The organism is Serratia sp. BNK-23, from assembly GCF_047456145.1.
GTDB classification, from domain to species: Bacteria; Pseudomonadota; Gammaproteobacteria; order Enterobacterales; family Enterobacteriaceae; genus Serratia; species Serratia nematodiphila.
In genome coordinates this window covers 2,120,629-2,139,191 of record NZ_CP179900.1, presented here as the reverse complement: position 1 = coordinate 2,139,191, position 18,563 = coordinate 2,120,629, and the positions used below count along the sequence as shown (strand labels likewise).

At 55.0% G+C, this 18,563-nt stretch carries 17 protein-coding genes; 9 read left to right on the top strand and 8 right to left on the bottom strand.

Features of this window, described 5'->3' with window-relative positions; translation table 11 throughout:
• The first annotated feature begins 169 nt into the window (after positions 1 to 169).
• The 3 genes from ACMGF9_RS10125 to ACMGF9_RS10115 all read left to right on the top strand — a co-directional run bounded on the left by ACMGF9_RS10125 (position 170) and on the right by ACMGF9_RS10115 (position 2,790).
• Positions 170 to 652 (top strand): hypothetical protein, encoded by a 483-nt coding sequence (locus ACMGF9_RS10125; protein ID WP_015378108.1) that lies wholly within the window; start codon positions 170 to 172, stop codon positions 650 to 652.
• A gap of 306 nt (positions 653 to 958) precedes the next feature.
• Entirely contained in the window at positions 959 to 1,519 is a 561-nt protein-coding gene (locus ACMGF9_RS10120) for a 3'-5' exonuclease (protein WP_004932251.1), read from the top strand.
• Positions 1,520 to 1,596: 77 nt separating this feature from the next.
• On the top strand, positions 1,597 to 2,790 hold the full coding sequence (locus ACMGF9_RS10115; RefSeq protein ID WP_015378110.1) for a multidrug effflux MFS transporter: 1,194 nt from the start codon (positions 1,597 to 1,599) through the stop codon (positions 2,788 to 2,790).
• Positions 2,791 to 2,798: 8 nt separating this feature from the next.
• Here the strand turns inward: ACMGF9_RS10115 and dadX are convergent, their stop codons facing one another.
• Both dadX and ACMGF9_RS10105 read right to left on the bottom strand, forming a co-directional pair.
• A complete protein-coding gene (gene dadX / locus ACMGF9_RS10110) occupies positions 2,799 to 3,872 on the bottom strand; it encodes a catabolic alanine racemase DadX (RefSeq protein ID WP_411748608.1) in 1,074 nt (357 codons plus the stop codon).
• Between the two features lie 76 nt (positions 3,873 to 3,948).
• Positions 3,949 to 5,253 (bottom strand): D-amino acid dehydrogenase, encoded by a 1,305-nt coding sequence (locus ACMGF9_RS10105; RefSeq protein ID WP_076740764.1) that lies wholly within the window; start codon positions 5,251 to 5,253, stop codon positions 3,949 to 3,951.
• Between the two features lie 538 nt (positions 5,254 to 5,791).
• Between ACMGF9_RS10105 and ACMGF9_RS10100 the strand changes: the two genes are divergently transcribed.
• Positions 5,792 to 6,109 carry an antibiotic biosynthesis monooxygenase family protein gene (locus tag ACMGF9_RS10100; protein WP_033632861.1) on the top strand — a complete coding sequence of 106 codons (318 nt, stop codon included), beginning with the start codon at positions 5,792 to 5,794 and terminating at the stop codon, positions 6,107 to 6,109.
• 46 nt (positions 6,110 to 6,155) lie between these two features.
• On the opposite strand, the gene zinT is transcribed toward ACMGF9_RS10100, so the two are convergent.
• Positions 6,156 to 6,806 (bottom strand): metal-binding protein ZinT, encoded by a 651-nt coding sequence (gene zinT / locus ACMGF9_RS10095; RefSeq protein ID WP_021503861.1) that lies wholly within the window; start codon positions 6,804 to 6,806, stop codon positions 6,156 to 6,158.
• Between the two features lie 298 nt (positions 6,807 to 7,104).
• Here zinT and ACMGF9_RS10090 point away from each other — a divergent pair, with 298 nt between their 5' ends.
• Entirely contained in the window at positions 7,105 to 8,640 is a 1,536-nt protein-coding gene (locus ACMGF9_RS10090) for a SpoVR family protein (RefSeq protein ID WP_015378115.1), read from the top strand.
• 213 nt (positions 8,641 to 8,853) lie between these two features.
• Positions 8,854 to 10,818 (top strand): acyltransferase family protein, encoded by a 1,965-nt coding sequence (locus ACMGF9_RS10085; RefSeq protein ID WP_157699295.1) that lies wholly within the window; start codon positions 8,854 to 8,856, stop codon positions 10,816 to 10,818.
• Between the two features lie 267 nt (positions 10,819 to 11,085).
• Here ACMGF9_RS10085 and fadR read toward each other — a convergent pair whose 3' ends face one another.
• Entirely contained in the window at positions 11,086 to 11,805 is a 720-nt protein-coding gene (gene fadR, locus ACMGF9_RS10080; RefSeq protein WP_004932271.1) for a fatty acid metabolism transcriptional regulator FadR, read from the bottom strand.
• A 243-nt stretch (positions 11,806 to 12,048) separates the two neighbouring features.
• Between fadR and nhaB the strand changes: the two genes are divergently transcribed.
• The 3 genes from nhaB (at position 12,049) to ACMGF9_RS10065 (ending at position 15,727) form a co-directional block, all read left to right on the top strand.
• Entirely contained in the window at positions 12,049 to 13,614 is a 1,566-nt protein-coding gene (nhaB, locus tag ACMGF9_RS10075; RefSeq protein ID WP_021503863.1) for a sodium/proton antiporter NhaB, read from the top strand.
• A gap of 120 nt (positions 13,615 to 13,734) precedes the next feature.
• Positions 13,735 to 14,265: a disulfide bond formation protein DsbB gene (gene dsbB, locus ACMGF9_RS10070; protein ID WP_004932277.1), complete on the top strand. Its 531-nt coding sequence runs from the start codon at positions 13,735 to 13,737 to the stop codon at positions 14,263 to 14,265.
• A 700-nt stretch (positions 14,266 to 14,965) separates the two neighbouring features.
• Complete coding sequence (locus tag ACMGF9_RS10065; protein ID WP_118891963.1) at positions 14,966 to 15,727, top strand: aspartyl/asparaginyl beta-hydroxylase domain-containing protein; 762 nt, start codon at positions 14,966 to 14,968, stop codon at positions 15,725 to 15,727.
• Between the two features lie 113 nt (positions 15,728 to 15,840).
• On the opposite strand, the gene ACMGF9_RS10060 is transcribed toward ACMGF9_RS10065, so the two are convergent.
• From ACMGF9_RS10060 to ACMGF9_RS10045, 4 genes are all read right to left on the bottom strand, one after another.
• A complete protein-coding gene (locus ACMGF9_RS10060; protein ID WP_004932284.1) occupies positions 15,841 to 16,287 on the bottom strand; it encodes a YcgN family cysteine cluster protein in 447 nt (148 codons plus the stop codon).
• 122 nt (positions 16,288 to 16,409) lie between these two features.
• Positions 16,410 to 17,066 carry a fumarylacetoacetate hydrolase family protein gene (locus ACMGF9_RS10055; protein ID WP_004932286.1) on the bottom strand — a complete coding sequence of 219 codons (657 nt, stop codon included), beginning with the start codon at positions 17,064 to 17,066 and terminating at the stop codon, positions 16,410 to 16,412.
• Positions 17,067 to 17,124: 58 nt separating this feature from the next.
• The gene (locus ACMGF9_RS10050) at positions 17,125 to 18,087 is read right to left on the bottom strand and encodes a lytic transglycosylase domain-containing protein (protein ID WP_226882975.1); all 963 of its coding nucleotides are present in this window, start codon (positions 18,085 to 18,087) and stop codon (positions 17,125 to 17,127) included.
• A gap of 88 nt (positions 18,088 to 18,175) precedes the next feature.
• On the bottom strand, positions 18,176 to 18,448 hold the full coding sequence (locus ACMGF9_RS10045; protein ID WP_004932294.1) for a YcgL domain-containing protein: 273 nt from the start codon (positions 18,446 to 18,448) through the stop codon (positions 18,176 to 18,178).
• Positions 18,449 to 18,563: the final 115 nt, after the last annotated feature.

Sequence of the window (18,563 nt, the reverse complement as noted above, 5' to 3'; positions counted from 1 at the left end):
ATCGACCCCGCGGGCGCAAAAGAGTTCCAGGCCAACGCGGAAATAAAGCCGATCCCGCGTTTAATTGTCATTTAGCGCTCGGGTGATATATACCCTGTGGATTTTAAATTACGATGTCGCCGCGCCGTCTTCAAGCACAGCGTTTACATGGCATCATCAGGAGGCATTAATGAAACCGGACGCACTCTCCCTGCCGCCGACCCCGAAAAAGCTCAAGGTCATCTACGGCTGGTATATTTATGTGATCTATATCCTGCTGGTTTTCAACATTTATATGGCGGTCTACAACGTCTGCGTTCGGCACCCGATCGAGGCCCCGCTGTTGTCGCTGTTTCACAGCCTGTTTCTCGCGTTGATGCTGCAGCAGGTGCTCAAGAAGAACGTCGTTTTCGCCTGGATCTTGCTGAGCTATTTTATTCTGATGCGCCTGTATTACGCCAATGTGCTGCATGTTGAGTTCACGCTGGTGAGCCGTTGCCTGGTGCTGCTGATTCTGACGCTGCTGCTGACCGGCGCCGTAGCCGTCGGGCAACTGGCCACGCCGCCGCAGCGGCATGACTGGCTGGCGCGGCTGGGCTGGCGGCAATGGGGGGCACTCACGGCGCTGGCGGCCATCCTGACACCGCTGATTACCACCGACTATCTGGGATAAACTGGGGGTTATTTGGGAATATGAGGTTCGGAAATGTCTACGACGCGGCATATTTTGGTGTAGTTACCCGCCTTCTCACAGATCTTGTCCGTGACGAACATGCTAAGGTAGCCCAGCAACAGCAAGTAGCCGACCATGCACAGAATAAAGATAAGCGTTCTCACCGATAGCGACCAACCTGACAAGAGTATCACGAGCATCATAACCTGAACGAGGCGCTTTAAAAGGATTTCATGTGCGCACCGGCCGCATCGGCGCACGTTCTGTAGTAACATTAAGCCACCACGCCCACCACCGGAAACGCCGATGCACCATCTGATGTTAGACATTGAAACCCTGGATATAAAACCCAGCGCCGTCATTCTGGTGGTTGCGGCGGTGTTTTTCGATCCCCGGACCGGGGAACTCGGCGCCGAATTCGAGGCCGCCGTCAGCAGTCAGAAAGACCAACCGGGCCGTACCATCAGTCTGGACACGGTCGCCTGGTGGGCGAAACAGTCCGATGAAGCACGCAAACAGGCCTTCGGCGGCACCGAGAGCCTAAAGCGCGTGCTGAGCAGCCTCAGCCGCTTTATCCATATGAACAGCACCGATACGGTAAAGGTCTGGGGGAACGGCAAAGAGTTCGACTGCGCGATCCTCGAACACGCCTTCCAGCAGTTGGAAATGCCCTGCCCGTGGAAGTTTTGGGATACTCAGGACGTGCGCACGGTGATCACGCTGGCGGAACTGCATGGCTTTAACCCGAAAAAGGCTCGCCCGTTCGAAGGTATGCCGCATCGTGCGCTGGATGATGCTCGCCACCAGGCCCGTTATGTGGCCGATACCGTCTCGGCGCTCTATTATCGTCAGGGGGCGCAGCGCTGACCCGCTTTGCCCCTTTTCATTTGCCGCCAGAGTCTCTACTCTAGCCCTCTTTGTCACTCGGACGTGCCTTTTCTGTTATGCAAAAGTTTCTGTTTATGCTTCTCAGCCTGGTGCTGCTCGGCCCATTAGGCATCGATCTTTATCTGCCGACTATTCCCGCTATTGCCGTCGGTCTGGGCAGCAGCGAAGCGTTGATCCAATCCACCATATCGCTATTTATTCTGGTACTTGGCCTCGGCCAGGTCATCGCCGGCCCGCTGGTGGATAACTATGGCCGCAAACCGGTGGCGCTGGCCGGCATTATCCTCTACATGATCGGCGCCGCGATGGCGGCGCTGGCCACCAGCCCGACGATTTTCATCGCTTCGCGTCTGCTGCAAGGGGTGGCAGTTTGCTGCACCGCCGTCGTCGCCTTCAGCGGCGTGCGCGATCGCCTGAATGGCGACGACGCCGCCCGCGCTTTCGGCTTTCTTAACGGCACGCTGAACATCATCCCGGCGCTGGCGCCGCTGCTCGGCGGCCTGCTCGCCGAAGCCTTCGGCTGGCGCGCGCCCTTCTGGTTCCTGGTCGGCTACGCGCTGCTGGTGTTGGCGCTCATCGCGCTGCGCCTGCCGGAAACTCGCCCCGCCGACACCGTGCCGGTCAAGGGGTTGCCGGTGCGTCAATACGCGCGCATCCTCAGCGAACGGCGTTTCCTCTCTTTTGCGGTGGTGAACTCCGGGGCGATGGGCATGGCGCTGACCTACGTTTCTCTGGCACCGAACGTGCTGATGGGCACCGCCGGCCTGACGCCGCTGCAATTTTCGCTGGTGTTCGGCGCCAACGGTTTCTGGATCATGCTGGTCAGCTTCTTCGCCAACCGCATCATCCACAAGGTCGGCCGTCCGGTTTGTCTGGCGACCGGCGGCATGTTGATGGGACTGGGCTGTCTGGGCCTGCTGCTGGGCGTCATGCTGCTGCCCGCGACGGCGCAAACGCACTGGCTGACGTATATGCTGCCAGTCGCCAGCGCCTGCGCCGGGTTAGCATTCGTGATGGGCCCGGCCACCAGCTACGCGTTGGAACCCTACTCCAATGAGGCCGGCGTCGCGTCCGCGCTGGTCGGTTTCGTGCAGATGGCGGGCGGCGCCGCGCTGGGTCTGGTGGCGATGGCGTTGCCGCTGCAACCCAAGCTGTCGCTGGCGCTGGTGATGCTGGCGGGCTGCCTGCTGGCGCTGCACGCGCGGCGGCTCAGCAAGCAGATTAAAGGGCAGATCAGAAAAGTCGCCTGAGCCCCGGCTCAGGCTTCGATGGCGACCGGCACTCGCGCCGCTAACGCCGACAGCAGTTCATAGCCTAACGTCCCTGCCGCCGTGGCCACCTCATCCACCGGCAGGCGTTTCCCCCACAGCTCGACTTCGGCGCCCAGTTCGACTTGCGGACAGGGCGTCAGATCCACCGCCAGCATATCCATCGATACCGTTCCCAGGGTGCGCGTCAGCACGCCGCCAACCCATACCGGCGTACCGGTCGGCGCATGACGCGGATAGCCGTCGGCGTAACCGCAGGCCACCACACCGATACGCTGTGCGCCTGCGGCGCTGTAACGGCCACCGTAACCCACACGATCGCCAGACTTCAGCTGCTGAATGCCGATGATTTCACTGCTCAGCGTCATCGCGGGCTGCAGCCCCGTCGCCGCAATGTCATTCCAGCAACCGCTCGGCGAAGCGCCATAGAGAACGATCCCAGGACGGATCCAACTGCCGTGGGTCGAAGGGTGCCACAGCGTGGCGGCCGAGTTGGCCAAGCAGCGCGGCAACGGTATATCGTTAGCCGCCGCCTCGATGGTGGCCATCTGCTGCGTCACGCCTTCGGGGCCGTCGGCGGTGGCGAAATGGCTCATCAGCGTAAGCTCGGCAATGTTGGCTACCGCCTGCGCCCTGCGCCACACCTCATGCAGCCGCTCGGGTGTGAACCCCAGCCGATTCATGCCACTGTTCACTTTCAGATAGACATTGAGCGGCGAGTTCAGCGTGGCGTCGGCGATCGCCGCCAGTTGCCAGTCGCTGTGCACCGCCGTCGTCAGGCGATAACGGTCAAGCAACGCCAGATCCTGCGGCTGGAAGAAGCCTTCCAACAACAGGATAGGCCCTTGCCAACCCGACTCGCGCAGCAGCACCGCTTCGGCCAGATCCAGCATGGCGAAGCCGTCGGTTTGCGCCATGCTGCGCCAAACGTGTTTGATGCCGTGGCCATAGGCGTTAGCCTTGACCACCGCCCAGACTTTGGCGCCGGGGGCGAAACGGCGCACCACCTGCAGGTTATTTTCAATCGCGCCGAGATGCATCGTGGCGGTTATGGGACGGGGCATCGCTTCTCCTTGGGGCAGCGTACGGCGGCCACGCGCGCCTGCGCGTGGCCGGGAAAGTCTATGACAGAGTCTACGATTAACGTGCGGGATGCACGTCGTTCAGCGGAACCGCGTGTTGCTGACGAAACCCGGCGCTGTAACGCGCCACCGCCAGGTCATCGGAAGGGATCGCCGGCGTAATGCCGGACATCAGATCGGACAACAACTGCCCGGAGCCACAGGCCATCGTCCAGCCCAACGTGCCATGCCCGGTATTGAGATACAGGTTCTTCAGCGAGGTGCGGCCGACAATTGGCGTACCGTCCGGCGTCATCGGCCGCAGGCCGGTCCAGAACGTTGCCTCTTCCACTCGGCCGCCGTTCGGGTAGAGATCGCGCACCACCATTTCCAGCGTTTCGCGCCGTTTTTGCTCCAGCTGCGTATTGAAACCGACGATCTCCGCCATGCCGCCAACGCGAATGCGCTGGTCGAAGCGTGTGATGGCGATTTTATACGTCTCATCCAATACCGTAGAGAACGGCGCCGCCGCTTCGTCGGTGATAGGAATGGTCAACGAATAGCCCTTCAGCGGGTAAACCGGAATGGACACCAGGCCGCGCAGCAGTGCCGTGGAGTATGAGCCGAACGCCACCACATAGCTGTCGGCCTTGAACACTTCCTCGCCGCACTGCACGCCGGCGATCTTGTCGCCCTCCACCAGCAGACGATCGACGCTGCGGTTGAACAGGAAGGTGACGCCCGCCTGATCTGCCATCTTCGCCAACTGTTGCGTAAACAGCTGGCAATCGCCGGTTTCGTCGTTCGGCAACTGCAGGCCACCGGTCAGCTTGTGCGCCACCTGCGCCAGCGCCGGCTCGACGCTGCCGAGCTGGCCGGCTTCCAGCAATCTGTAAGGCACACCGGCATCTTCCAATACCGCAATGTCTTTCGCGGCGTTTTCGAACTGTTGTTGAGTGCGAAACAGCTGCAGCGTGCCGCCCTGACGACCTTCGTACTGGATGCCGGTTTCCTGACGCAGCGCCTTGATACAATCGCGGCTGTATTCCGCCAGGCGCACCATGCGGCCTTTGTTGGTCATGTAGTGTTCGGTGTTGCAGTTTTTCAACATCTGCCACATCCAGCTCAGCTGGAAGCTGCTGCCGTCGAGGCGGATGGCCAACGGCGCATGGCGCTGGAACATCCACTTGATGGCCTTCAGCGGCACGCCCGGCGCCGCCCAGGGGGCAGCATAACCCGGTGAAATCTGCCCGGCGTTCGCCGCGCTGGTTTCCAGTGCGGGGCCTGGCTGACGATCGATCACCGTCACCTCATGCCCCGCCTTCGCCAAATACCAGGCACTGGCTACGCCCACCACTCCACTACCTAAAATTACCACTCGCATCGCTGACTCCAGCCCAAGGCTTCACAAAGCATAATCTTCTGCTTACAGGAAATTAACTCAGTGAAAAAATCCGTCCAACAACTTCGTCATCAAACGTGACAATATTCACAATTAATTTATCGTCGATGGGCCATGTATTTGCAATAGCCGTCTGCAAATAGCGATAAGATGCGGTTTAGAAGGGATTATGGCGTCATACCGCCACTGAATTGACATCAACGCTATCAATGATAGCACTCAAAAAAGGCGTAATAAGCAACATTGATTTAACAGAATATAAAAATACCAGCCAACACTTAAATAGAATAAAAATCTAATAAAATAAAAAATACCAACATAACAAACAAAGAGAGCCCCCTCCCTCCGCAGCAGAAAAATCGCGCAAAATTTCAGCTGCCGTTAACCTTGCTTTCAGTGCCGGAATAAAACACCCGAGCCCTTGGCCCGCCGTTTATGTTGAACGCTGCAGCACGATATGAACGTTAAAGCCAGAAGCAGCGCCTAAAGTTCACACTGTCGCTATTGTGGAGAACGTCTTATGTTCATCGCCATCTACCAGTTTTCAGTCAAACCCGGACACGAGCACGCCTTTCGCCAGGCTTGGCTGGCGTTGACCCAAGGTATCTATCTGCAGCGCGGCAGCCTTGGCTCGCGCCTGCATCGGGATGTGGGCGGGCAGTTTATCGGCTATGCGCAATGGCCAAGCCGAGTCGCATGGGAAAGCGCCGGTGATATTCAGTTGGATGAACGCTACCGGCAAGCCCGGGAACGAATGCGTGCGACCTTGTTGGCAGATAAAACGCTATTTGAAATGGAAGTGACGGACGATTACCTGCAAATCAGACCGTTTGACTGAGCACAAGCCCACACAGGCGGGCTTGTGGTTGCGGGAACGAGCAGCATTAATGATGCAGCATCTCATCCACGACTTCTTTGGTTTGCAGTTGGAATGGGTAGTAAGTCGGCCAGTTATCCATCTCTTTCAGCAACGCTTCCTGCGACGTGTTGCCCATAAAGATATGGAAATGCGCCGATTTGCGCGGGCCGATAATGTGATCGCTGAACTGCACGAATTTCGGCGCCAGGCTGCCGGCATCCTGGCATTCAAACAGATAACGCACGCCCTTTTTACCGGAAACATACGTCAGGATCTTATGCCCGGCGTACTTATACTGACAGGCGCTGGATTGGTCACCGCGGTGAAATTCCATGATGCCGTTTTCAATGCCGATGGTATCCACATCGGTGGCATACCCTTTGCGGTAATACGCCTTCACCTCTGCGAAGGTTTTGCTCTTATCCTGCGCCGCTTTCTTCTTGAACACCGGGTCAAGATCCCCATTGAGCAGATAGGGATACACGGATTGCCATACGCCCTCCCAGTCGGCCAGATCGCGATCTTTGACGTCCTTATCGTCGAACACGCCTCCCTCCGCCTTTTTTTCCGCCTCCGTCAGCGGCTTGCCATGTGAATGATGCCCGTGGGCGCATGCCTGCCCGCTGATAAACAACGCGGCCAGCGCCACCGCCAGTTTGCCAAAATGCCTCGCCAAAATGCGCTCCTTGTCCGTTATCGAGAAAAATTAAAAGTTACAATATAACATAACAATTTTCAATCCTTGTCGTGCATCAGGCATTGTGTTGCGCCCCCCTGCCGCAGGGTTATACTCGAAGAGGAAGTGCGGTGCCGCACCGCCTTCTGCCGGGACAGGCGCCGGATTGACCGCCGTTCGCTCCTTTGCGTACCGGCATTTTTATTTCACTGATTTGCAATGGTTAATTATGACTTGAACTATGCTTGTTACAGGGTCTGCCGTTTGAGCAAGACCCGTGAATAATGAGGGTGCGCTGATGACTACTTCAACACATGAAAAGGTTAAGGATGATAAACGTCTGAGCGATGGACCGGACTGGACGTTCGAACTGCTGCAGGTGTATTTGGAGCAGATCGACCGCGTCGCCAAGCATTACCGACTCGACACCTACCCCCATCAAATCGAGGTGATCACCTCCGAGCAGATGATGGACGCCTATTCGAGCGTCGGCATGCCGATCAACTATACCCATTGGTCCTTCGGCAAGAAGTTCATCGAAACCGAACAGCGCTACAAACAGGGCCAGCAAGGGCTGGCGTATGAAATCGTCATCAACTCCAATCCCTGCATCGCCTACCTGATGGAGGAGAACACCATCACCATGCAGGCGCTGGTGATGGCGCACGCCTGCTATGGCCACAACTCGTTCTTCAAGAATAACTATCTGTTCCGCAGCTGGACCGACGCCAGCTCCATCGTCGATTATCTGCTGTTCGCCCGCCACTACATCAGCCAGTGCGAAGAGCGCTACGGCGTCGATGAAGTGGAGCGACTGCTGGACTCTTGCCATGCGCTGATGAACTATGGGGTCGACAGGTACAAGCGCCCGCAGAAAATCTCCCTGGTGGAAGAGAAAGCGCGCCAGAAAAGCCGCGAAGAGTATCTGCAAAGTCAGGTGAATACGTTATGGAAGACCTTGCCACGCGTTGAACGCGAAGAGTCGCCGGAGCAGGCGCGCCGGTACCCGAGCGAACCGCAGGAAAATATCCTCTATTTTATTGAAAAGAATGCACCGCTGCTGGAACCCTGGCAGCGTGAGGTGTTGCGCATCGTGCGCAAGGTCAGCCAGTATTTCTACCCGCAAAAGCAGACTCAGGTGATGAACGAGGGTTGGGCCACCTTCTGGCATTACACCATCCTCAACCATCTGTACGATGAGGGCCGAGTGACCGAGCGGTTTATGCTGGAGTTTTTGCACAGCCACACCAACGTGGTGTATCAGCCGCCGTACAACAGCCCGTACTATAACGGCATCAACCCTTATGCGCTGGGCTTCGCCATGTTCCAGGACATCAAGCGCATCTGCCAGTCGCCGACCGAAGAAGACCGCTACTGGTTCCCGGACATCGCCGGAAAAGACTGGCTGGAGACATTGCACTTCGCCATGCGCGACTTCAAGGACGAGAGCTTTATCAGCCAGTTCCTGTCACCCAAAGTGATGCGCGATTTCCGGTTGTTCACCGTGCTGGACGACGATCGCAACAACTATCTGGAGATTGCCGCAATCCATAACGAAGCCGGTTACCGGGCGATCCGCCAGGAGCTGTCAGCGCAATACAACTTGAGTAACCATGAGCCGAACATTCAGATCTGGAACGTGGATCTGCGCGGTGACCGCTCGCTGACATTGCGCTACATCCCGCAGGAACGCGCGCCACTGGATAAGAGCCGCCGCGACGTGTTGAAGCACCTGCATCGCCTGTGGGGCTTCGACGTGATCCTCGAGCAGCAAAATGATGACGGCAGTGTAGAGTTGCTCGATCGCTGCCCGCCGCGGCCTACGCCGCTGTAACCGCCCTTGCCCCGCCACAACCTATAAACATAGTCAGGGAGTGGCAGGGGCACATTGAGCGCCTCTACGACTATAGACACAAGGGAAAATTCCTAAAGCGTGACATCCCCCTTTTTCACTTTACAAAATTGACATACCTTTGCATTATGCCAACGTATTTACTCCAATGCGCTCAGTGATTATTTAATGCTCAGCGAGTATCCAGGTGGACTAATGGAAAATGTAGTAAAAGAAACAGTAAAAAACTATAGACGTGATATTGACGGCTTACGTGCCATTGCAATAATTCTGGTTGTTCTTTATCACTCGGGAGTCGGTTTTCTCAGTGGTGGTTTTATCGGTGTCGACGTTTTCTTTGTTATATCAGGCTTCTTAATTGGCGGAATCATCTATACAGAAACAACACAGAATAAATTCTCTTATTCAAAATTCTATGTCCGTCGAATAAAACGAATCGCACCGGCCTTGATTGCAATGCTGATAGTATGCTCTGCCTTTGCCTTTTTCTATCTATCTGCATTAGAGCTAAAAGACTTCAGCCTTTTTTCCAGTGCGACAATCTTATCCGTTCCTAACATAATGCTTTGGCATAAAACAAACTATTTTTCGCCAAGTGCAGAGTTAAATCCGTTATTAATGACGTGGTCATTAGGCGTTGAAGAACAGTTTTATATTTTCCTGCCAATTATTTTCTCCATTATTGTCAAGGCAAATATTAAAGTAGTTAAGACTATTTCTGTACTATCGATAGCCTCTTTTATTCTTTGCATTATCCTTACAAAAACATCACCTCTCTTTTCGTTTTTCATGCTTCCAACTCGGGCATGGGAGTTGGGTGCTGGCGTAATTATTTCAATAATGCATAAAGAGGGACGATTCAACAGTTTGAAAGCTTCACATAGAGAATGGCTTTTTTTGGCCGGGCTCGCAATGATATTATTTGCAGCGCTAACTTTTGACAAAAAAACGGAGTTCCCAGGTTATTCCGCCACCTTACCCGTGCTCGGTTCGATTTTTTTAATTCTAAGCAACGGTAAGTTAAGCTCAATCATTCTTGGCAACCGTGTGATGGTATTTATTGGATTAGTATCTTATTCTTGGTATCTGTGGCACTGGCCTCTGCTTTCTTTTGCTCGCATAGGTATCGACGAGAGACTGTCATTACATGCCGGCTTACTGATATCAACCGTTGCCTTATTTATTGCTTACCTCTCCTATCTCTTTGTTGAAACTCCATTCAGAAAAAGGGTTCACCTATCCAATCCGAAGATCATTTTTGGTTACATCTTGGTTTCAGCAGCATTGCTCTTACCGACCGCTCTCGGTTATCTCTTGAAAGGTATACCACAAAGACTCAGTCCGGAGGTCGTGCAAGTCGACAAGGACAAGTTAGAGAGAGTTGCTGACCGTTGTCTGGTAGGGTATGGAGCAAAAACCTACTCTAGAGATGAAACCTGCCTCCCAAACTCCAGTCAGGATGCCGTTGCTCTCGTGGGTGATAGCCATGCAGCGGCCTTACGAGGCGGCGTTGAAAAGTATGCGAAAAATAACAATTTAGTCGTGTATCAAATTAATAAAGCTTCATGCCCAATGCTGGTTGGCGCAACACGAACCATTAATACCTACCCAGCACATGGTGCTGAATGTGATGAGTTTAATAAAAATGCATTGAACCTTATAAGTGAAAACAAAAAAATAAAAACTGTTATTATCTCCGCTTTGTGGGACTCGGCCATCTATGATAATAGTGGAAGCTACAAAAGTACTGTAACGACAGAAACTGGAATATCTGCTTTAAGCTCAGGCCTTAATGAGTTAGTAAACCAATTAAAAGCCGCTCGCAAGGAGGTTATAATAGTCAGTGATGTCCCCCAACTTGACTTCGATGTAGTTAAAAACATCGACAATCAACAAATACCCTTACGCAAATTAATAAACGGTTTACTTTCAAGAGAAAAAACAGCAGGTGAATTTACCGATCGCTATCAACTGCCACACTCGGACGTAAACGACTTATTGACTTCTATTGCACAAGAAAAAGGCATTAGAAAATTCAACCCTGCTGATAACTTATGCGATAATACCGGCTGCAAGTTTAAGTCAAAAGATCGTCCGTTTTATTATGACAACCAGCATTTAACTACGTTAGGCAGTATATATGCTCTGCACGGGCTATAACGAAGTTTAAAACCACCCTTGGCACCGGTTCTTCCGGTGCCCTTCATGATAATTTAATAAACCTCCTAAAAACCACTAACATGAATTTCACTGGCCTATTTTAAGCTAAAGCTTTAACAAGCTGTAATGAAAGAACAAATAGTTCATCTAAAAACCACCACATCATCTTCTGATAATAAAGACATCCTGAAAAATTAGAAAAAACTCACAGTGTAAAAATTACACTGTGAGTTAATATCTATTAAATAATTGCTATGAGAGCCGCAATCAGCGACGCGCTTCGGTCAGATCGCTCGGCATGGTGCCCTGCATGCTCTGCCAAATCGCTCCGCTGTCTTTACCGTAGCTGCGCACGGTATCCATCACCTGGTCGTACAGCTTCTCATGGCAAAGCGTAGACAGCTTGCTGTAGAAGGCCAGCGCCAGCTTGCGCGCTTCCGGATTGGAGAAGTAGTAACGGCCCACGCGGGTGTACAGCCCTTTCAGACCGTTGAAGATCAGGCCGTAGATCGGGTTGCCGGAAGCGAACGCCAGACCGCGGAAGATCTCGTAATCGAGCAGATTGAAAGCGTCCGCCTGATCTTCTACCTCGGCGGCCTTCGCCAACACTTCCTGGGCCTGCTCAGGATGATTGCGCACCGCGGCGCGAATAAAGATCGACGCGATATTGGTGCGCACGGACAGCAGGTTATCGATCAGCTGAGGGACGCTTTTGTGATCGAGACGGGCCACCGTCTCAAGGATATTGAGGCCGGACGTTTCCCAAAAATTGTTCACTTTGGTCGGTTTGCCATGCTGAATGGTCAACCAGCCATCGCGGGCCAGACGTTGCAACACTTCACGTAACGTGGTGCGCGTGACGCCAATCAACTCCGAAAGCTCACGCTCCGCGGGCAAAATAGAGCCAGGGGGGAAGCGATTATTCCAAATACTCTCAATAATGTACTCTTCCGCGAAACCGGCAGGACTCTGCGCCTTTATGACCATGTGTTTGACGTTCCGTTGCGACGATAAAATCAGTAAAAGTAATCAGCTCATCATACCAGATCGTGCTGACATGACATAGCGTGAGCGAAAAACAATAAACGAAAGTGTGCATAACGTGGCAAAAAACGAGCAAAAATACCGGTCGCAGGAATTTTCCCATCGTAAAACAAGCTCAGGTTGCGCACGCCCCCGCCGCATTGTTAGGGTACGTGCTACGACTGATTGAAGGATGCATAGAGCACAATGGAAACAACCCTGCGTAGCGCCCTGCTCAAAAATTTTCTGGGGCAATCTCCCGACTGGTACAAACTGACCATTCTCATTTTTCTGGCGATCAACCCGCTGGTGTTCTTTTTCGCCAGCCCGTTTCTCGCGGGTTGGCTGTTGGTGATCGAGTTCATCTTTACCCTGGCGATGGCGTTGAAATGTTACCCGTTGCTGCCTGGCGGCCTGCTGGCGCTCGAGGCCGTGGCCATCGGCATGACCAGCCCGGCGCAGGTCTCGCAGGAAATCGAACATAATCTGGACGTGTTGCTGCTGCTGATCTTTATGGTGGCCGGCATCTACTTTATGAAGCAACTGCTGCTGTTCGTGTTCACCAAGCTGCTGCTCAACATCCGCTCGAAAACGCTGCTGTCGCTGGCGTTCTGCCTGGCCGCTGCCTTTCTTTCCGCCTTCCTCGACGCGCTGACGGTCGTGGCGGTGGTGATCAGCGTGGCCACCGGCTTCTATTCCATCTATCACAACGTGACGTCGAATCGCCCCGACGGCGACATCGGCGATGACAGCGATTTTACCGGCGAAGAGCGCAAACAGACGCTGGAGCAATTCCGCGCCTTTCTGCGCAGCCTGCTGATGCACGCCGGCGTCGGCACCGCGCTCGGCGGGGTCATGACCATGGTGGGCGAGCCGCAAAACCTGATCATCGCCAAAAACGCGGGCTGGGGTTTTATCGATTTCTTCCTGCGAATGGCGCCGGTCACGCTGCCAGTGTTGGTGTGCGGTCTGCTGGTTTGTTGGCTGGTAGAACGTTTTCGCCTGTTTGGCTACGGCGCGCAGCTACCGGAAGCGGTACGCGACGTGCTGAAAGAGTATGACCGCAAGGCCACTGCGGGCCGTAGCAAACAAGAACGGCTCAAACTGGTGATGCAAGCGCTGATCGGCGTTTGGCTGGTGCTGGCGCTGGCCTTCCACCTGGCTGAAGTGGGGCTGATTGGCCTGTCGGTCATCGTTCTCGCCACCTCCCTGTGCGGCGTGAACGACGAGCACGCCATCGGCAAAGCGTTCCAGGAAGCGCTGCCGTTCACCGCGCTGCTGACGGTGTTTTTCACCGTGGTCGCGGTCATCATCGAGCAGCACCTGTTCAGCCCGGTGATCCAGTTTGTGCTGCGCGCCGAGCCCGCTTCTCAGCTTTCGCTGTTCTACCTGTTCAACGGCCTGCTGTCGTCGGTTTCCGACAACGTGTTCGTCGGCACGGTTTACATCAACGAGGCGCGCACCGCGCTGGAAACCGGCGCTATCGGGCTGAAGCAGTTCGAGCTGCTGGCGGTCGCCATCAATACCGGCACCAATCTGCCCTCGGTCGCTACCCCTAATGGGCAGGCGGCGTTTCTGTTTCTGCTGACGTCTGCGCTGGCGCCGCTGGTGCGTTTGTCGTATGGCCGCATGGTATGGATGGCCCTGCCTTATACGGTGGTGCTGACGGTGGTTGGCCTGCTGTGCGTCCAGTTCACCTTGGAACCGGCGACCGAGCTGTTGACGCAGTGGCACTGGCTGACGCTGCCGTCCATCGACGCCGTCGGCCACTGAGACGGCGCCGGCAGGGTGAACCGACTATTTTTACGCTGAATCCGGCCCAGGTGGCTGGCAGCGAAGAGGAATTGGTTTACACTGCCGGTTCAATTGCTTACTGCATGGAAGAATCTAGATATGTTGCAATTCTTTAACCGCTGTTCACAAGGACGCGGCGCCTGGCTGCTGATGGCCCTGACAGCGTTGGTGTTGGAACTGGTCGCGCTCTATTTCCAGCACGTTATGCTGCTGCAGCCGTGCGTGATGTGCATTTACGAGCGTTGCGCGCTGTTCGGTATCCTCGGCGCCTCGCTGGTGGGCGCCATCGCGCCGAAAACGCCGCTGCGCTACGCGGCGATCTTGCTGTGGATCTACAGCGCCTGGGAAGGCGTACAGCTGGCGTGGAAGCACACCATGATCCAGTTGCATCCTTCGCCATTCAATACCTGCGATTTCTTCGTCAGCTTCCCGTCCTGGCTGCCGCTGGACAAATGGCTGCCGGCGGTGTTCCACGCTTCCGGTGACTGCTCCGTGCGTCAATGGCAATTCCTGACGTTGGAAATGCCGCAATGGTTGGTCGGTATCTTCGGCGCCTATCTGCTGGTGGCGCTGATTGTGCTGATTGCGCAGTTTGTTCGCCCACGCCGCCGCGACCTGTTCGGCCGCTGATCGGCAGACAAACAAAAAACGGCGCCGGAAGGCGCCGTTTTTATAGGTATTGCTGCCACATTCCGAGATAAAGCCACCTCAGGTATGTGTAAGGAAGTAAACGAGCACGATCAGCGCTCCAGCTACGGCAAACAGGCGGATCATTTTCATTGTTATACTCTCGAACTTGCGGGAGAGCGGCCAAATTACCCAACTTATCGTTTAAAAAGAAGCATCCCGGCACAATTAAGCGCGTAATTTACATAACATTAAACTTCTGCGATATCGGCGACTAAAAACTGGCCGCTCAGGCTCATTCCTTTCAGCCTTCGAGCATCAATAAATTACCGTTACTTATGAACGACTGCACCTTTGTCACATTCAGAGCACAATATTTTGGTGAAGTTTACCCATAAAATCCTTATAGTATCGGCAAAGTGAGTACTACCGATTTCCCTGGTGTTGTTGTGTGTCTTGCCCCTCATCTTTGCAGGGGCTTTTTTCCTTCTCCTCCCCCACACAAGCCCTTACCATCCTTAAATAAATTGTTGGAATTTCTCTCTATCCGGCAGCAAGCATCAACGCCATTCGCGCACTAAAGATTAAAATCGTTCGCGATGCTTTCCCTATGCTAAATGACGTGTTGACTTTCACCCTTTCTTCCTGTGAGCCAGGCTTTGGCTGACTACAGCACATCATATGACATCAAGGACACGATACTATGCCGGATACCACATTGCCCCCTTCGTCTCAGCGCCCCTTCCTGCGGCGCATGCTGCTCAAAGCCGGGAAAAAATTCCTGCGCTGGAACGGCGAATTTCAGACTCGCCATTCGCTCATCTCCACCACGCCGCGGATCGGTAATCATGAATTTCATTGGGTGACGGCGCTGGAAGCCCGTTGGCCGGCCATTCGCCAGGAGTTGGATCGGTTGCTGGAGCACCCGGAGGATATCCCAGCATTCCACCAAATATCGCCGGATCAGAAACGCATCTCTAAAGGAGATAACTGGAAAACCTTCGGGCTGTTTGTCTACGGGCAGCGCGTTGATGAGAACTGCGCCATTTGCCCGCACACCGCACAGGCGGTCAGCGAGATCCCGGGCATGCGCACCGCCATGTTTTCGATCCTTAAGCCGCACTATCACATCGTCCCCCACAAAGGTCCGACTCGTGCCGTGGTGCGCGCGCATCTGGGATTGATCGTGCCAAAGGATCGGGAAAAGCTCTGGATCCGCGTCGACGATCAGATCCTGCACTGGGATGAAGGCAAGGTGATTTTGTTTGATGATTCTTATGAACACGAGGTGCGCAATGATACCGACGAGCTGCGCGCGGTGTTGTTTCTCGATATCGACCGGCCAATGGACAAAGTGGGCACGGCGGTGAATAAACTGCTGTTCAGCCTGATCAAAGCCAGCCCGTATGTGAAGCAGCCGCTGAAAAATCTGGCCAACTGGCATCGCCGAGATAAAAAAGCGTGAAGCAAGAGTCTCACGCGCGTAAGCTCAATAGCCAAGAGGGCGGAATGTCTTAACACGCCGCCCTCTGGCATTAAAACTCGTGTTGCCGAGCAACATCTGTCAAGGTATCCGCGTTATCTGGCCCAGTCCGGCTTGTTGAGGATATGATCCTGCCAGTCCACCACTTCACTCTCGCGCACTGCGATATGCCGCACCGTGATGCGCTCGCCGTGCATCGCCGCTTTGGAGCCGCTGATCAGCGGGTGCCAGGGGAACAGCGGCTTTCCTTCGCCAATCAGACGATAGGCGCAGGTCGGCGGCAGCCAATCGAAGGTGGTGAGATTTTCGCGCGTCAGTTTGATGCAGTCTTCTTCCAGCTCGAAGCGCCGCTCGTAGTTGCGGCATTGGCAGGATTTGATGTTGAGCTGGTTGCAGGCTACGTTGGTAAAATAAATCTCGTCGGTATCTTCGTCGATCAGCTTATTCAAACAGCATTGCCCGCACCCGTCGCACAGCGATTCCCACTCTTGTTCTGACATTTCCGCCAGCGTTTTCTGTTGCCAAAAAGCGAGTTGTGACATGTTAGCGTCCGGTTTCGGTAAATGGATAAGTCACCTGCGCGCAGGTTCGAGGGGGGACTATATAGACATTTTAGCCACAAGATGCAAGCTTTGCCGCCGACGATGCCGGCAGCAAGGAGAAATCAGATCACCCGGGTGCTGAGCGTTTTGCCGTTCAGGCTGATTTTCAGCATGTCGCCGGAAGCCATCGGGCCCACGCCCTGCGGCGTGCCGGTCAGGATGATGTCACCGGCGCGCAGCGTGAAGAAGCGGCTCATGTAGCTGATAAGCGGCAGGATTGGCGTGATCATGTCGCGCGTATTGCCCTGCTGGCGCAATTGATCGTTGACGGTCAACGACAGCTCGGCGTTTTGCGGATCGCCGAATTCCGCCACCGGGATAAATCCCGACATCGGGCAGGAACCGTCGAAGGCCTTGGCCTTTTCCCACGGCTGACCGGCCTTTTTAAAGCCCGCTTGCAGATCGCGCAGCGTCAGATCGAGCGCCACACCGTAACCGGCGATCGCCCGCGCAACGCGATCTTCGTTGGCCTGTTTCAACGGCGTGCCGATCAGCACCGCCAGCTCGACCTCATGGTGCACCGCACCGAACTCTTTGGGGATAGCCACCGGCTGGCGGATATCGCACAACGCCGTTTCCGGTTTGATAAACACCACCGGTTCGACGGACACCGCGCTGCCCATTTCCTTGATGTGATCGGCGTAGTTGCTGCCGACGCAGACCACCTTGTTCACCGGGAAATCGAGCAGCGAACCCTGCCAGTCTCTATGTTGATACATACCGCTTCTCCCAAACTGTAGAGGCTTGGCGCGCCAAGCCGATTATTGGTGTGCCGGATCAATGCCCGATCGCGTCTGCCATCATACCCACGGCGAGAGCGAAATAGTAAGAACGATTCCAGTGCATGAGGGTGCGGAAATTATCATAGACCAGGAACGTCCGCCCCTGCAGATCATCCGGCGCGATAATCCAACCGCGCTGCACAGCATGCGGCAACGCACTGCCATCCGCGCGGCGCACGCCGCGTTTTTGCCAGTCGTTGACGCTGCGCGCCTGCGCGTCTTTCAGACCCAGTTCGGCCCGGTTGAAACCGGCGGGCAATTTGACCTCGCGCCCCCAACCGATGCCGGGCTGCCAACCCTCTTTGGACAAGTAGCTGGCTGTAGACGCGAAAACGTCGTCAATGTTATTCCAGATATCGATGCGCCCGTCGCCGTCGCCATCCGCCGCATAGCGCAAGAAGGAGCTCGGCATAAACTGGCATTGCCCCATCGCGCCGGCCCAGGAGCCTTTCAGCGGCGTATCGCCGACGTGCCCCTGCTCGACTATCTGCAGCGCCGCCATCAGTTCCTGGCTGAAAAAAGCTTCACGGCGCCCTTCAAACGCCAAGGTCGCCAGCGCAGACACCACGTCTTCCCGCCCCTGAATCTTGCCGTAGGCGCTCTCCATCCCCCACAGCGCGATGATATAACGCCCTGGTACCCGATAGCGCTCGCTGGCCCGCGACCATTGCGCATGGCGCAGCCGATACAGTTCGCGTCCCTGGCGCACCTTGGCGGGCGACATCACCCGCCGTAGATAGTCGTCCAGGGTTACCTTCTGCTCCGGCTGATTGCGATCGGCCTTGATCACCCGATCGACGAAATGGATTTGCGCAAACGCGCGATCAAGGGTGGCCTGACTGATGCCCTGTTCCCGCGCCCGGCGCTTAAGTTGATCGACATACGCCGGGAACTGCGCCGGATCGCGGCCGCTCGCCGCCAGCGTCGTCTCCTGCGCCGCCTGCGATGCGCCGGGCATCAGCACCCCGCCCAGCGCCAACCAGGCGGCCAATACGGTCTTTCTCGCCGAACGTGTCATCGCGCCTCCCCTGGCCGTGGCGACTGTCTCAGGCCTTATCGCCCGCCAGATGCTGATTGAGCAGGTTTTCAACCGGCGGCGGGAACTGCAGATAATAGCCTTCGTCTTTCAACGCCTGCTTCACCTTTTCGATATCCGCCGAGGCCAATTTTTTGCGCTCATCGAGCGACAGCATCATGGCGAATTGCGGCACGCCGAAACTTTTCATCAGCTCTTCCGGCACACGAGAGAAATCGTCTTTTTTTTCGACATAAAGATAAGTTTGATCGCGTTTCGGGCTTCTATAGATCACACAAAGCATTTTTTTAACTCTATTTAATTGAGGGAGCGTCTTGCCTGGATATAACTCTGACTATAACATGCTTATAGTACATCGGAATATCGCACCCCGAGTGGTATTCCGGGGATTTAAAGTT

Excerpts from the sequence above, each read along its gene's own strand:
- ACMGF9_RS10125 (WP_015378108.1), top strand. The coding sequence starts at position 170 with ATGAAACCGGACGCACTCTCCCTGCCGCCGACCCCGAAAAAGCTCAAG.
- ACMGF9_RS10120 (WP_004932251.1), top strand. The coding sequence starts at position 959 with ATGCACCATCTGATGTTAGACATTGAAACCCTGGATATAAAACCCAGC.
- ACMGF9_RS10115 (WP_015378110.1), top strand. The coding sequence starts at position 1,597 with ATGCAAAAGTTTCTGTTTATGCTTCTCAGCCTGGTGCTGCTCGGCCCA.
- dadX (WP_411748608.1), bottom strand. The coding sequence starts at position 3,872 with ATGCCCCGTCCCATAACCGCCACGATGCATCTCGGCGCGATTGAAAAT.
- ACMGF9_RS10105 (WP_076740764.1), bottom strand. The coding sequence starts at position 5,253 with ATGCGAGTGGTAATTTTAGGTAGTGGAGTGGTGGGCGTAGCCAGTGCC.
- ACMGF9_RS10100 (WP_033632861.1), top strand. The coding sequence starts at position 5,792 with ATGTTCATCGCCATCTACCAGTTTTCAGTCAAACCCGGACACGAGCAC.
- ACMGF9_RS10090 (WP_015378115.1), top strand. The coding sequence starts at position 7,105 with ATGACTACTTCAACACATGAAAAGGTTAAGGATGATAAACGTCTGAGC.
- ACMGF9_RS10085 (WP_157699295.1), top strand. The coding sequence starts at position 8,854 with ATGGAAAATGTAGTAAAAGAAACAGTAAAAAACTATAGACGTGATATT.
- fadR (WP_004932271.1), bottom strand. The coding sequence starts at position 11,805 with ATGGTCATAAAGGCGCAGAGTCCTGCCGGTTTCGCGGAAGAGTACATT.
- nhaB (WP_021503863.1), top strand. The coding sequence starts at position 12,049 with ATGGAAACAACCCTGCGTAGCGCCCTGCTCAAAAATTTTCTGGGGCAA.
- dsbB (WP_004932277.1), top strand. The coding sequence starts at position 13,735 with ATGTTGCAATTCTTTAACCGCTGTTCACAAGGACGCGGCGCCTGGCTG.
- ACMGF9_RS10065 (WP_118891963.1), top strand. The coding sequence starts at position 14,966 with ATGCCGGATACCACATTGCCCCCTTCGTCTCAGCGCCCCTTCCTGCGG.
- ACMGF9_RS10060 (WP_004932284.1), bottom strand. The coding sequence starts at position 16,287 with ATGTCACAACTCGCTTTTTGGCAACAGAAAACGCTGGCGGAAATGTCA.
- ACMGF9_RS10055 (WP_004932286.1), bottom strand. The coding sequence starts at position 17,066 with ATGTATCAACATAGAGACTGGCAGGGTTCGCTGCTCGATTTCCCGGTG.
- ACMGF9_RS10050 (WP_226882975.1), bottom strand. The coding sequence starts at position 18,087 with ATGCCCGGCGCATCGCAGGCGGCGCAGGAGACGACGCTGGCGGCGAGC.
- ACMGF9_RS10045 (WP_004932294.1), bottom strand. The coding sequence starts at position 18,448 with ATGCTTTGTGTGATCTATAGAAGCCCGAAACGCGATCAAACTTATCTT.